Consider the following 13201-nt stretch of genomic DNA (forward strand, 5'->3'; position numbering starts at 1 on the left):
CGCGGTCCGTGGGTAAAAGCCCCTGTCTCTCCGGCGGCGTTAGTCGCTATCGTCGGCTGTCCGCTCACTCCGTCTACTGCCCGTGTCACTGCTGGTATGTGGTGCCCCGTCGTGTGCGTTCAGTGCTAGGGCGAACGCGGCTATTGCCAGCAGAACCAGTCCAAGCGCGAGTACTGAACTGAATGAGAGCCCGGCCGACGTGGTCGGAATCGCGACCGGAATAAGCGCGTATCGAACGAACAGCACGAGGAGGATAGCCCCGGCGAGGACGGCCGCAGTTCCGGTGACATGGACGAACTCGCTATCCGTCGTTTTGGCGTCCCGGCCCAGCTGTTGCCCGATACTGCTGGCGTGCGCGCCGGCATCCCAGACCAGTAGCGCCGCCGCGCACCCGACGAGGACGAGTATCGGTGCGAGTCCGCGCTCAGCCCCGACCAAGGTCATGACAAACAGGAGCCCGCTTCCGGCCGCGAACCCTGCCACCTGCCGGGACAGCACCTCCGCGCCGACTAGTTCGGTCAGCAGCGCAACGAGCCCGCGGAGGACGACGACCGAAATCAAGACGCCTATGAGCAATACGGTAGCCGAGCCGTAATGGCCGCCCCCGGTGAATGTGGGCGCTACTCGCCGGGTCACGCCGGCGGCAGTAAGGATCAGCCCGCCCAGCAGCAGTCCCACAGAGGCCACGATACTGCCAGTCTGCCGTGCCAGTGACCGTCCGGGATCGTCCCCAAGCCACTGTAGCAGCCACTGGCGGAGCCGTTCGACGATGAGGATAGCCAGTAACGCAATGCTCCCGGCCGCAAGGGGGAGATGGAGCGGGCCACTGAAGGCGACCCGAAGAGCCGACCCGAGCACCGGGAGGCTGTTGAGGAAGCGGTCGAACAGTTGCTGTGCCGTCGGAACAAACGCCACGAGCAACTGCAGGCCAATGGCGGCCTTGAACGGTGTGTTGATGTCACACCAACTCGTCCCCAGCAGTTCCAGCCGCCCGAGCGCCCGGTCAGTCGTCGTCGTGGGTTCTGGAATCCACGACTCCAGCGTCTTTGTGGCTCGGTCCAGCAACAGCAGGGCAAGGAGGACCCCGACCTGTAGCGTCACGAAGCCCACGAGCGGATGGAGCGAGAAGCCGACGACGACACGGACGAGTACCCAGGGCAACCTGATGGCAGCGGCAACGGCACAGACGATTGTGATGATGATGCCGACGACCAGTACCACGAAACTCTCATTGAGCATCGCCGAGAGTTCATTCGTCGCATCGGCCGGTGGCACCAGCCCACTACTCGCGTCGATGACAACAAGTGTGGCAGCCAGCGGGAACCCGAGCGCCACAATGAGCGACCAGTAGTCAGTCGCCACTAGCACGGTCCCACAGAACACGCCCGCGCCGATAACGATAGCAAGGCTGCCGCCGGCGATGCGTTCGTGAGTATCGCTGCGGAGCGCCCAGACCCCGGCCGCGATACAGAGCCCGCCGACGAAGCCGGCCAGCACCGGTATTGGGTCCACGACAGCGAGGCCAAGGACGAGTGAGACAAGCACCGCGACCGTTCCAGCCAGTGCTGCGCTCGATGCCGCCGGTCGGCTGTCGAGTTCCGTCATGCCCACCGCTCCGTTGCGCGAATGAGGGCCTTAGCAAGCGGTTCCGTAGGCGTCCAGTCGACGACTCGAACTGTCCCTCGCAGGGTGTCGAGGCGGGCCGTCCGGTCGATTTGCTCGACGGTACGTCCCGGGCTGTCACCGGTCGTCATATCTGGGCTGACGACCGTGACCGCGTGTCCGTACGCGGCGAGCCGTTTCGCCGCATCGGCTGCCCGGTCATCGAGCAGGGGCGTACAGAACACGACCTGTGACTCGCTCGGTATCGATCGGTCGAGCGTCGCCACCGCGTCGCCGCCGTCGGCGATGCCGTACCGATCTGCCATCTTGGTCGGCGACTGCATTCGCCGGCTTCGGGTGCTGGTGTCGAGCAGCGATGAACCACGGGTCCCTGACGACCCACTCACAACCTCTCTCAGGAACGCCTCCAATCGCTGTTCCTGTGCCCGGTTGGCCGACGGCTGTAGCGTCTCGCAACTGTCGTAGACGGCGGCACCCACGCGGTTGTCCATCCCCAGAAGCGCCGACCCGACCTGCTGGGCCGCGTAGGCACAGAACTGGACCGCTGTGGGCGCGTTTACCTCGCCCGCAATGGAGTGTCGGGAATCTACCAGCGTGATGACGGTGGCCGCTCGCGTCTCCTTGAACTCGACTGTTGCAAGCTCGTTTGTCTTCGCGAGGCGGTTCCAGTCGACGCGACTCATCGGGTCCGAGGACTGGTGCTCGCGGATAGCGTAGAAAGCGAGCCCGTTCCCGCCGGCATCCGTCGGGACACGCCCGGACTGTGCCAATGTCTGGCCCGAGAGTGGGACAGTGTCAACACTGGCACTGCACGAGAGCGTCGTCTCGACGCTGACTTGCTCGGCGAATTCGACGGTCCCGGTTAGGTTTCGGCAGACGATTGCCACGTCGGTGAAGGCGTGGTCACCGCGCCGGGCTTCGACGGTGTAGGTGACCGAATCCGATGCCCCGGCTTCAAGATGGGTTCCAAACCGCGGGGTGCCGTCGATGACTTCCAGCCGCTCCGGAACGCCGTCGAGGACGCGAACGTCGGGTAACGTCGCGTCCCCGTCGTTCGTGAGCGTCAGCGTCACTGTCACCTCTGCGCCGGGGAGCGGGTCGGTCGGTTCGACGTGGCGCTCGACCGTGAGCGTCGGCTCTGGGTCACCGATGGCCGCCTGATAGGCTGCGTACACCAGCGCCACCGCTGCGACCATGAAAACCGCCGGGTTCCCGGTGACAATACCGGCCCCGCCGGCCACTAGCGCGGCCGAGACGCCGACGTTGCGCTGTGTGGTCTCGCGTGTTCTCACGCGTGCTCACCCCGCTGGAGGCGGCGTATCTCGGCCGTCGCCGCCTCGACCTTTCGGTCGAACCCTTCGCCGCTGGCCCAGTCCCGTAGCTGCATCTCGATTGGCGGGTCGGGCGCGTCCGGGCCGCCAAGGAAGGTGGCTGCCCGGCGGTTGTCTGTCCACGAACCAGTTCGGACTTCCCGGGCCGCCGCCTCCACCGACAGATCTGCTGTTTCGACCAGCATCTGTCGCGCGGCCTCACGGAGCCTGTTCCTGATTTCCGACGCATAGCTCGCTTCGAGGCCGTTGTATGGGTCGACGCGCCCGTCGATTTTTCTGAGCAACTCGTCGATATCGTCACCGACTATATCGTCGGATTCTGTCTGGGTTGCTTCCGGTTCTAGCAGTTCATCGAGCAGTTCCGTCGACTTGTCGCCTGTCTCGTCGTCATGATACGGGTCACGCGGCTGACGCCCCTTTACCGGCGGCAGAGCGGAGTCCTGTGTCCGAACGACAGAATACAGGCCGAAAAGGCCGACAACGGCGGCGCTGACGCTTGCAACAAGCTGTAGTTGCTTGGCCGTTCTGCTCCCGACATCCGGAAGGACCGAGGGGAAAGTAACGACGAACACTGCCCCGGCAAGCGCGGCGAGTCCCAGCAGGGTGTACCGAACGAACCTGCGCCCCGGTGTTGGGCGGTCGACACTGACATCGATGGTTGCGCTGGCAGTTTCTCCCTGTCGTGACTCTGCGTCAGTCATCAGTCGTCACCCCCGTTGAGGAGCTGTCTGAGGGCGGTCCGAGCCGATTCGACTCGGTCACCGGTCGCCGGTCTCCCGCCGTATTCGACCTCCCGAAAGCGGACAGTTAGCCGGCGCACGGGCTCGGCCGGGAGCCCGCTGTCGATAGCCCGGCGAGCGTACTCCCCGGGCGTCGCCGTCTCGGGGTCTGACACTGACACGCGGTCAGCTAGCAGCGCCCAGGCCTCTTGCACCGATAATGAATCGATGTCCGGCCCGTCGTCTGCCTCGGCTGTCGATTCGGCGGCCGCTGACCCGCTGGCCTTCGAATCTGATGAGCCAAACAGCGACGGGCTGTCGACACCACTCCGAACGGAGGTAAGGAAGCCGCCAGTCCCGCCGAAGCCGCTGAGGGCTTTGAACGGCGCGACTGAGAGCGATCCGAGCGCACTCGGCAGGCCGGCGACGCCCCGCAGTGACATTGTGCCGACCGATCCGACTCCTGTCGCCAATCCGGTCAGGATACCGCCTGAGACGGCACTGATACCGGCCCCGACTCGTGAGAGCGCCGACGACCCCGAGAGCAACGCGGCGGTTGTTACCTGCGGAATCCGGCCGATGGTCCGCCCGATCGTCCCGTTCGAAATCGCCGAGACGACCGTCCCGACCAGCTCATCCAGAATCGGGTGCAGTTGGAGTCCAGCGTCTGTTGACCCATCACTCTCCGCGTTCGATGCGGCCCGGATGACACCGACTGCGACAACGCCGAACCCGCCGATCAGCGCCAGCCCGAACAGTTTCACCAGAATAGGGGACCCACTATCTTCGCCGTCGCCGGCTGCCGGCGTTTCTGTCGCCGTCTCTGTCGGTGTTGGCGTCGCTGTCGCCGCCGGCTCATCGCTCGTTACCCGTGGTGTCGTCTCTACCCCATCGCTTGTCGCTACCGGCGTCGGCCCACCGTCGATTTCGTCGGGCGCTGTTCCGTCGGGTGTGGCTGGCCCGCTCGCTCGGCTGTCGAGGGGGCCGCTCGACTCGAACTTGACGCCGATTGCGCCGGGAAACAGCGCCGTGCCGAACAGCACAGCGACTGCACAGAGGAGGGCGAGGGCGGCACGCACCAGCTTTGTTGACACTACGGCACCGTTTCCGGCGGTAGAGTAAATATTTTCCCTCACTACCGGACTGTCCGAGCAGAAAACCTTTCATTCGCTGTGGGTATAGCAGAACCACCGCTATGCGGACACTGACCCGCCGTATGCTGTGGACCCTCCTGCTCCTCCTCGCCGTCGACATCGCTGTGGTCGCGACCGCAGCGGTGCTCCTGACGCCCTGGCTTGCGCCGGTGCGGGATGTTGTCGCGTCTCACCTCCCGTTCGGTGGAGCATCGGCACGTATCGCCTGGTGGGTGGCCGTTCTTGCCCCCGCCCTCGTGGCGTTTGTCTGGGCACAGCTCCGGTACACCAGCGCCCAGACGATGGCCGAGGTTGACGCTCGTATCGTCGGTCCCGAGGAGTACCCCGAACTCTACGAACGAGTCCAGCGGCTCGCACAACTGGCTGACCTCACGCCACCACGGATTGCCGTCACGGATACCGACGTACCGAACAGCTTCGCTATCGGGACGCTTGGCGGCGCGACGGTGGTTGTCAGCGAGGGGCTCCTCTCAACGCTCGACGGCGACGAACTTGACGCCGTACTGGCCCACGAACTCATGCACGTCGCCAACCGCGACGCGACTGTCATGACGCTGGCCAGCTTCCTTCCGTCGCTGACCAACGGGGAGTATGACCCGCTTGCAGACCTGCTCCCGGGCGGAAGCCGATACGCGCTCGGACTGGTCGCGCTTGGTTTCGCGTACGTGTTCAGCGCCCGGGTGCTTGCAGCCCCTTTCGGAAGCCTCTCGTTCACGCTGGGGTTCCTGTTTCTGTTTGCGGTGACTGTCCTGCTGGGTAGCGTCGCGCTGGGTGTGTTTACTGCCCCCGTTGTCGTCCTCGGGCGGTCGCTCTCACGCGCTCGGGAGTTTGCCGCTGACCGGAGCGCGGCCCAGTTGACCGGAGACCCTGCCGCGCTCGTCGAGGCGTTAGAGACACTCGACGGCGGGGGCCACGGTCGTCCGGGAACAGACAAACGCTCCGCGTACGCGGGCGTCCGTGGACTGTGCTTCCTTCCTTACGGGTTCGATACAGAGGCGTCGAGCGATTCGCTGTCTATCGAAACGCGGTCCCATCCACCGACAGCCGAGCGGATCGAGCGACTGCAGTCAGTCGCACGCTCGCTCGAAACCGGGCCATAGCGACTGCTCTAAGCCGTTTCGGCATCGACCGCCGTACGGTCGACCCGGGAAACTGTTACAGCAATCCCTATCAGTCTGAATCCTGATCGACGCTCGGATGCATCGTCGGCTCGCCCGGCATCGGCTCTTCGAAGTACCGCCGCATGACCTCAAGCGATTCTTGTTCGCGTTTCTTGCGCTCCGCCTCGTCGATTTCCTCACAGCCCGGCGGAACCGGGCGGTCCCGATCGGTGAAATACCCCTCTGGCGCGGTCCAGTCGTGATAGAAGTCGATGTCGGCGTCTTCGAGCAGCGTGAGCCCGACCTGTGCGCCGTGGCCCGCAGCGACGATAGTCTGGTGGTGCTGCTCGGCCAGGCGGCCGGCCGCGTACAGCCCTTCGACGTCGGTCCGACCCTGTTCGTCGGTCGAGATGAACTGTTTCGACCCCCGGTCGATGAACGATAGATCCAGCCCCTCCAGATACGACGGGTCCGACCAGGACGCGGCGATGAGGTACGTCGCGTCATACGACTCATCATCAGCACAGGCTACCTCGAAGCCCTCCTCAGTTTCCGTCACCTGTTCGGCCTCGCCGTCGATGAACCAGACGCCGGCGCGCCGCGCCTGTGCCCGCATGAGTTCGAGCAGGAGCCGGGGGTTGATTCCCGCTGGAAATCCGGGGTAGTTTTCGAGATGTGCGTTGCGGTTTAGTATCGACTCACCGGTCGAGATGATGCGTGTCGACAGGTCGGCCCGAGCGGTGTAGATCGCCGCCGACAGTCCGGCGACGCCGCCGCCCACGATAATGACTTCTTCGCGGTCGGTTGGCATGGACGGATGTTTCCAGCGGGGACCAAGAAACGTGCCGGTTTGATACCTATAGACGGAGAGCGGCCAGTAACGGCCCCCTCAAGGCACATGCCGGGCGATACAGTTTCTGAGACTACCCGAAGCCTCATAACGATACACCTACTAAAGGCGTCGTAATGACCGACACCGTCGACGAGGTCGATATGCCGTACGACGATGACGCGTCTCAGCAACAGAAGATCGAGGCGCTGCAGGAGCGGCTAGAGGTGCTCGAATCGCAGAACGAGGAGATGCGCGACAAACTGCTGGACGCGAACGCGGAGAACAACAAGTACCAGCAGAAGCTCGAACGGCTCACGCACGAGAACAAGAAGCTCAAGCAGTCACCGCTGTTTGTCGCGACCGTTCAGGAGCTCTCCAGTGATGGCGTGATTATCAAGCAGCACGGCAACAACCAGGAGGCCCTGACAGAGGTCACTGACGAGATGCGCGAGGACCTTGAGCCCGACGACCGCGTCGCCGTCAACAACTCACTCTCTATCGTCAAGCAACTCGACGACGAGACTGACGTTCGCGCTCGCGTGATGCAGGTCGACCAGTCGCCGGATGTCACCTTTGCTGACATCGGTGGCATCGAGGAGCAGATGGAAGAGGTCCGCGAGACCGTCGAGATGCCGCTGAAGAGCCCCGAAATGTTCGAGGATGTCGGCATTGACCCACCGAGCGGTGTCCTGCTACACGGCCCGCCCGGCACCGGGAAAACGATGCTGGCGAAGGCCGTCGCCAACGAGACCGACGCGACCTTCATCAAGATGGCCGGCTCCGAACTGGTCCACAAGTTCATTGGCGAGGGCGCGAAGCTCGTCCGCGACCTGTTCGAACTGGCCCGTCAGGAGGAGCCAGCCGTCGTCTTCATCGATGAGATCGACGCCATCGCGGCCAAGCGAACGGAGTCGAAGACCTCCGGCGACGCCGAGGTCCAGCGGACGATGATGCAACTGCTCTCGGAGATGGACGGCTTCGACGACCGCGGCGACATCCGTATCATCGCCGCGACGAACCGCTTCGATATGCTTGATCGGGCCATTCTCCGCCCCGGCCGCTTCGACCGGCTCATCGAAGTCCCGAACCCCGACATCGAAGGGCGCAAGCAGATCTTCCAGATCCACACCCGAAGCATGAACGTCGCCGATGACGTGGACTTCGAGACGCTGGCCGAGGACATTCAGGATGCCTCCGGTGCTGACGTGAAAGCCACCTGTACTGAGGCCGGGATGTTCGCCATCCGCGACGACCGGACCGAGGTCACGATGGCGGACTTCCACAACGCTTGGGAGAAGATTCAGCAGGAAGAGACCGACGACGAGGACGTTTCCCGGACGTTCGCCTGATTTCGGTAGCGCTTCTCTCCGATTCTCCGCGCTTTTGTAGGTCCGTAGTCACCGCTTCGACCTGCAATTTCGCTGTCGTGCTCGCCCGTTTCAGAACACAGTTACCATTCCGGTCCTGAATCATGGGCATGGCCGTCGCAGACACACTCCAGTCGCGTGCCCGCGCTCGTCCGCGGCTCGTCACCGCCGTCGTCTCGGTCGTTGGCTACGCGCTCGTGTTCGGCGCGTTTGGTGGCGTCTTACCGTTGCCAGAGTTCTCGAATGACACCGTTATTCTGCTAGGTGATGCAATCGCCGTCGTCAACAGTATCGCCCTGCTCGCAATCATCGTCGGCGTCTACTTCATCAAGAACAATCAGGTACAGAAACACCGCGCGGCCATGCTGACCGCGTTCACGCTCATCATGGTGTTTCTGGCCCTGTACATCCTCAAGGTCGGCGGCGGCTTCGAGAAGGCAATCGACGTCGACGGGTTCGTCTGGACGGCATACATCGTGATGCTCGCTATCCACATCCTGCTATCCGCGGTGTCCGTGCCCGTCGTCGTTCACGCCGTCGTCCTCGGGCTGACCCACTCTCCCGCCGAACTCAGAGAAACAATCCACGCCCGTGTGGGTCGTATCGCGGTCTCCGCCTGGGGGCTGAGCCTGTTCCTCGGGCTCGTCACCTACGTCATGTTGAACCACATCTACGGCTGGGTCCCTCGCTAGTATCGGGTTTCGCGTGTCGGGTGGCGAACGATTTTGCCGGCCGCCGCCGTAGGCCACGGCAATGACCACAATCAAGGACAGCGTCCACGACCACATTGAGGTTCAGGGCGTCGCGGCGGCGTTGCTCGACACGCCACCGGTCCAGCGGCTTCGGCACATCTCCCAGCTCGGCACGGTGACGCTCGTCTACCCTTCGGCGAACCACACTCGATTCGAGCACTCGCTGGGCGTCTATCACCTCGCGGACCGGGCACTGTCCCATCTTGGCATTGAGGGCCAGCAGGCCGAACGGGTCCGAGCCGCGGCGCTGCTCCACGACGTGGGGCATTCACCGTACAGCCACAACGTCGAGGCGCTCATCCACCGCCGGACGGGGAAGTACCACGACGACGTGGACGAACTGCTCGGTGACGGCTCTGTCGCGCGGGTGCTCTCAGAGCACGGCCTCAACCCGGACCGCGTGGCTGACCTCGTTGCTGGCGAGGGCGAACTGGGGCAGCTCGTCTCCGGCGAACTGGATGTCGACCGGATGGACTATCTGGTCCGCGACGCCCACCACACGGGCGTTCCCTACGGTACTATCGACCACGAGCGGCTGGTCCGAGAGCTGTGTTTCGTCGACGGGGAACTTGTCCTCGATGAGGGCAATGTCCAGACGGCCGAATCGCTCCTGCTCGCGCGGGCACTGATGAATCCCACCGTCTACCAGCACCACGTCGCCCGCATCGCCAAGTCGATGCTGCGCCGCGGGACCGAGGAATTACTCGCTGCGACTGACACGACAGCCGAGACGCTTCGCAGGTGGGACGACAACGACCTGCTCGTGGCGCTCAGGCAGTGCGAGGCGACGGCGGCGTACGCACGGCGGCTGACCCAGCGAGACCTGTACAAGCGGGCCGTCTGGGCGGAGTGGCAGGCCGTGCCCGATGAGGTGCTGGCGGCCGATCACAACGCTGTCGGGACGATGGAGCAGGCTATCGCCGACGAAGCGAACGTCGATAGTGACGCCGTTGTACTCGACATTCCGCCCGAACCGTCGATGACCGAATCCAGCAGCCGCGTCCTCGTCAACGGCGAGGTCCGCCGTCTCGGCGAACAGTCGACGCTGGTCAACGCCATCCGCGCCGCCCAGCGCGACCAGTGGCGGCTCGGCGTCTATGCCCCCGAATCTGAGAGCGAACGGGTCGGTGCGGCGGCGATCCGCGAGTTGGGACTCGACCTCGACGGAGCTAGGGTCCGGGACGTGCGGACTGGTATCCATGCGACCCTCGATGAGTTTAACTGAGAGAGCGGGCGAACAGGGAACATGATTCTTGAAGGGACGATTCTGACGGGACGGTCGTTCGAGGCTATCGAGGGCCGCGTCGTCGTTGAAGACGGGGAGATAGTCGCTATCGAGGAAACTGCGGTCGACAGCGACGACATCGTGGTGCCAGCGTTCGTCAACGCTCACACCCACATCGGCGATTCAATCGCCAAGGAGGCCGGGGAGGGGCTCTCGCTCGAAGAACTCGTTGCCCCACCGGGCGGCCTGAAACACCGATTGCTCCGCGATGCGAGTCGAGACGAATTAGTGGCCGCAATGGAGCGGTCGCTGTCGTTCATGGAGCAGGCCGGGACTGGTGCGTTTATCGAGTTTCGGGAGGGCGGCGTTGATGGCGTCCGCGCGATACAGGACGCGCTAGCGGGGTCAAACCTCGACAGCGTGATTCTCGGACGCGAGACGACCGATGCAATGGAGCTGGCTGATGGGTTCGGCGCGAGCGGAGCCAACGACAGCGAATTTGGGGCGGAACGGCGCGCGACCAAGCAGGCCGGGAAGCTGTTCGGCATCCACGCCGGCGAGGTCGATAGCTCCGATATCAACCCCGCGCTCGACCTCGACCCGGACTTCCTCGTCCACATGGTTCACGCCGAGTCACTGCATCTCGAACGGGTCGCTGACAGCGAGATCCCAGTAGTGGTCTGTCCCCGGTCGAACATCGTCACCGACGTAGGCCGCCCGCCAGTTGAGGAATTGGCTGACCGGACGACAGTCGCGCTTGGGACGGACAACGTCATGCTCAACAGCCCGTCGATGTTCCGCGAGATGGAGTTCACCGCAAAGCTGTACGACCTCTCGGCCCGCGAGGTGCTGCGCATGGCCACGGTCAACGGGGCCGAGATCGCGGGGCTTGGCGGCGGACTCATCAAGACCGGGCAGCCGGGACGCCTGCTGGTGCTCGATGGAGATTCGGACAACCTTGCCGGCGCACAGAACCCCGTTCGGGCGGTCGTTCGCCGGGCGGGAACGGCTGACGTTCGACGAGTCATCCAGCCGATGACGGAATAATTCTTATCACTGCGGAAATAGTATACTTGGGCAATGCCCTCCACCACCGACCGCGCTCAGAGCACCTCCCTGAAAATACTCCTGTATGGCGTGTTAGGGCTTGTCTCGTTGTTTGTCGTCATCGCGGCTGTGAGACTTGCGTTCGGACTGTTCTTCGGTCTCATCGGCATCATACTGGGGCTGCTCTCTCTGGCCGCTACCATCGGGTTTCTGGCGGCTGTCGGCTATGCCGTGTACTGGGTCGTGTCGGAAGTATTCGGTCAGGACGAGGCAACGGCGTCAACGACTGGCGCGTCACGAGCACAGGCCGCACACACGACTGACGAGGCCAGCGAGACAGACCCCGTCGACCGACTCTCCGAGCGCTACGCTAACGGGGAGATTACCGAGGCTGAACTGGAACGCCGGCTCGAACAGGCCCTTGACGGCCCGTCCGTGGATAACTCCGGGACAACGGAGTTCGAACGGGACCGAGAGTTGAACTGAACCATCTCTGGCTTGATTGTTGAATGTTATCTCTTACCAAACTATATCCGTTCAGCCAGTCAATAGTACAGTATGTACGACAGAATACTGGTACCAACAGACGGGTCGGCGGGGTCGAAAGACGTTCTCAGACACGCTAAAACACTTGCAACGGCCCACAACAGTGAGATTCATGGGCTGTACGTCGTCGACATCGGTCGGTTCTCGACGCTCCCCCACGAACCGACGTGGGAGGGCGTCACCGACTCGCTCCACCGCGAAGGCGAGATGGCGCTGGACATGGTGGAACGTCTCGTTGCCGACGACGTGGCTGTCACGCGAGCCACGACCGAGGGCAGCCCGAGTCGGGAAATCGTCGACTATGCGAGCCAGCACGGCTGTGATCTCATCGTGATGGGGACCCACGGACGCGGCGGCATTGACCGCTTGTTGCTGGGCAGCGTCGCCGAACGGGTCGTCCGGTCAGCCACCGTTCCAGTCGTCACTGTTCCGGTGGAGACAGCGATGCAAGACGTCTCGGAAGACGAACAGCCTGCCGGCGTTCCACAGTGATGTCTCTCCTGTCGTCGCGATCACTCCGTAACTGGGCGGAGATGCTCACAATCCCCCGCTGAAACGACCTCTGTACCTGATTCTGTTTCGATGACGAGCGCGCCCGGGAACTGGACATCCACGGCTTCGCCCTCGATGGGGCCCCCGGGTGTCTCGACCCGGACTTTTTTGCCCAGCGTCGTCGCGTACTCCCGCCATGCCTCGACGACGTGATCCGTATCCTGTCGCAACGCGTCGAATTCTTCTAGCAGTCGTTGCGTGAACAGCCGTCTGTCGACCGGTTCGTCCTGTTCGGCCGAGAGGCTCGTCGGGTTTGCTTCGTCGGGCAAGTCGGCGGGGTCGACGTTCGCGTTGACACCGATCCCGACGACGACCCAGGAGACGCGGTCGGCCTCTCCCTCCATCTCGGTGAGGATGCCGACCAGTTTACGCTCCTCGTCACCGTGACGGACCAGCACGTCGTTGGGCCACTTGATGCCGGCCTCGACGCCGGCCTCACGGGCCGCCCGTGTCACCGCGACAGCGGCCGCGAGCGTGAACACCGGCGCGTGGGCCATCGGCACGTCGGGCCGGAACAGCACGGAGAGCCAGATTCCACCACTGGGCGAATTCCAATCACGGTCGAGTCGCCCCCGGCCACCGGTCTGTTCGTCGGCTAGCACCACAGTGTCCGACGCCCCCTCCGCGGCCAGATCTCTGGCGCGTGCGTTCGTGCTCGGGATACTGTCGTGGTACTCGACCGAGAAGGGTGCGTCGAGGCCGTATTCGACCGCGCTCGCCCCGAACTCCGGTACCGAATCGAGGGCGTAGCCCGCGTCGTCGCTGCGGATCTCGAACCCCTCGTCGCGGAGCGCTTCGACGTGCTTCCAGACCGCGGAGCGGGAGATATCTAGTTCGTCGGCAAGAGTCGGCCCCGAGACAGGACCGTCGGCCAGTGCATCGAGTACCCGGTGACGTGTGTCGTTCATAGGCGGGGCTTCGACCGGCCGGAATAAAAGGCGTCTGCAGCGCGC

13 protein-coding genes are annotated in these 13201 nt (G+C 63.8%); 7 read left to right on the forward strand and 6 right to left on the reverse strand.

Going from position 1 to position 13201, the window contains the following annotated elements; translation table 11 throughout:
- Positions 1-39: 39 nt before the first annotated feature.
- From RBH20_RS02560 to RBH20_RS02575, 4 genes are read right to left on the reverse strand one after another with little or no spacing between them, the layout of a single operon-like run.
- Positions 40-1605, reverse strand: coding sequence for a hypothetical protein (locus tag RBH20_RS02560; protein WP_306705195.1), 1566 nt, complete (start codon positions 1603-1605; stop codon positions 40-42).
- Complete coding sequence (locus tag RBH20_RS02565) at positions 1602-2915, reverse strand: DUF58 domain-containing protein (protein WP_306705197.1); 1314 nt, start codon at positions 2913-2915, stop codon at positions 1602-1604. The genes RBH20_RS02560 and RBH20_RS02565 overlap by 4 nt, the downstream gene beginning before the upstream one ends.
- Positions 2912-3655: a hypothetical protein gene (locus RBH20_RS02570; RefSeq protein ID WP_306705198.1), complete on the reverse strand. Its 744-nt coding sequence runs from the start codon at positions 3653-3655 to the stop codon at positions 2912-2914. Before RBH20_RS02570 ends, RBH20_RS02565 begins: the two co-directional genes overlap by 4 nt.
- Positions 3655-4767, reverse strand: a complete 1113-nt coding sequence (locus RBH20_RS02575) for a DUF4129 domain-containing protein (RefSeq protein ID WP_306705200.1) — start codon at positions 4765-4767, stop codon at positions 3655-3657. Before RBH20_RS02575 ends, RBH20_RS02570 begins: the two co-directional genes overlap by 1 nt.
- A 101-nt stretch (positions 4768-4868) precedes the next feature.
- On the opposite strand from RBH20_RS02575, the gene RBH20_RS02580 reads away from it, so the two are divergent.
- Complete coding sequence (locus RBH20_RS02580; protein WP_306705204.1) at positions 4869-5927, forward strand: M48 family metalloprotease; 1059 nt, start codon at positions 4869-4871, stop codon at positions 5925-5927.
- Positions 5928-5997: 70 nt separating this feature from the next.
- Here the strand turns inward: RBH20_RS02580 and RBH20_RS02585 are convergent, their stop codons facing one another.
- The gene (locus tag RBH20_RS02585) at positions 5998-6738 is read right to left on the reverse strand and encodes an NAD(P)/FAD-dependent oxidoreductase (protein ID WP_306705206.1); all 741 of its coding nucleotides are present in this window, start codon (positions 6736-6738) and stop codon (positions 5998-6000) included.
- Positions 6739-6893: 155 nt separating this feature from the next.
- On the opposite strand from RBH20_RS02585, the gene RBH20_RS02590 reads away from it, so the two are divergent.
- From RBH20_RS02590 to RBH20_RS02615, 6 genes are all read left to right on the forward strand, one after another.
- Positions 6894-8108, forward strand: a complete 1215-nt coding sequence (locus RBH20_RS02590) for a proteasome-activating nucleotidase (RefSeq protein WP_306705208.1) — start codon at positions 6894-6896, stop codon at positions 8106-8108.
- A 128-nt stretch (positions 8109-8236) separates the two neighbouring features.
- Positions 8237-8818: a DUF420 domain-containing protein gene (locus RBH20_RS02595; protein ID WP_306705210.1), complete on the forward strand. Its 582-nt coding sequence runs from the start codon at positions 8237-8239 to the stop codon at positions 8816-8818.
- A 61-nt stretch (positions 8819-8879) separates the two neighbouring features.
- Positions 8880-10103, forward strand: a complete 1224-nt coding sequence (locus RBH20_RS02600) for an HD domain-containing protein (RefSeq protein WP_306705212.1) — start codon at positions 8880-8882, stop codon at positions 10101-10103.
- Positions 10104-10124: 21 nt separating this feature from the next.
- Positions 10125-11150 (forward strand): amidohydrolase family protein, encoded by a 1026-nt coding sequence (locus RBH20_RS02605; protein ID WP_306705214.1) that lies wholly within the window; start codon positions 10125-10127, stop codon positions 11148-11150.
- A 33-nt stretch (positions 11151-11183) separates the two neighbouring features.
- Positions 11184-11636, forward strand: coding sequence for an SHOCT domain-containing protein (locus RBH20_RS02610; RefSeq protein ID WP_306705216.1), 453 nt, complete (start codon positions 11184-11186; stop codon positions 11634-11636).
- A 72-nt stretch (positions 11637-11708) separates the two neighbouring features.
- A complete protein-coding gene (locus tag RBH20_RS02615) occupies positions 11709-12188 on the forward strand; it encodes a universal stress protein (RefSeq protein WP_306705218.1) in 480 nt (159 codons plus the stop codon).
- Between the two features lie 20 nt (positions 12189-12208).
- Here the strand turns inward: RBH20_RS02615 and RBH20_RS02620 are convergent, their stop codons facing one another.
- On the reverse strand, positions 12209-13156 hold the full coding sequence (locus RBH20_RS02620; RefSeq protein WP_306705221.1) for a biotin--[acetyl-CoA-carboxylase] ligase: 948 nt from the start codon (positions 13154-13156) through the stop codon (positions 12209-12211).
- Positions 13157-13201 lie beyond the last annotated feature (45 nt).

Source organism: Haloarcula sp. H-GB4 (genome assembly GCF_030848575.1).
GTDB lineage: Archaea > Halobacteriota > Halobacteria > Halobacteriales > Haloarculaceae > Haloarcula.

Coding starts and splice junctions, on each gene's coding strand:
- RBH20_RS02570 (WP_306705198.1), bottom strand. CDS start 3,655: ATGACTGACGCAGAGTCACGACAGGGAGAAACTGCCAGCGCAACCATC.
- RBH20_RS02605 (WP_306705214.1), top strand. CDS start 10,125: ATGATTCTTGAAGGGACGATTCTGACGGGACGGTCGTTCGAGGCTATC.
- RBH20_RS02610 (WP_306705216.1), top strand. CDS start 11,184: ATGCCCTCCACCACCGACCGCGCTCAGAGCACCTCCCTGAAAATACTC.
- RBH20_RS02600 (WP_306705212.1), top strand. CDS start 8,880: ATGACCACAATCAAGGACAGCGTCCACGACCACATTGAGGTTCAGGGC.
- RBH20_RS02560 (WP_306705195.1), bottom strand. CDS start 1,605: ATGACGGAACTCGACAGCCGACCGGCGGCATCGAGCGCAGCACTGGCT.
- RBH20_RS02615 (WP_306705218.1), top strand. CDS start 11,709: ATGTACGACAGAATACTGGTACCAACAGACGGGTCGGCGGGGTCGAAA.
- RBH20_RS02620 (WP_306705221.1), bottom strand. CDS start 13,156: ATGAACGACACACGTCACCGGGTACTCGATGCACTGGCCGACGGTCCT.
- RBH20_RS02580 (WP_306705204.1), top strand. CDS start 4,869: ATGCGGACACTGACCCGCCGTATGCTGTGGACCCTCCTGCTCCTCCTC.
- RBH20_RS02585 (WP_306705206.1), bottom strand. CDS start 6,738: ATGCCAACCGACCGCGAAGAAGTCATTATCGTGGGCGGCGGCGTCGCC.
- RBH20_RS02590 (WP_306705208.1), top strand. CDS start 6,894: ATGACCGACACCGTCGACGAGGTCGATATGCCGTACGACGATGACGCG.
- RBH20_RS02595 (WP_306705210.1), top strand. CDS start 8,237: ATGGCCGTCGCAGACACACTCCAGTCGCGTGCCCGCGCTCGTCCGCGG.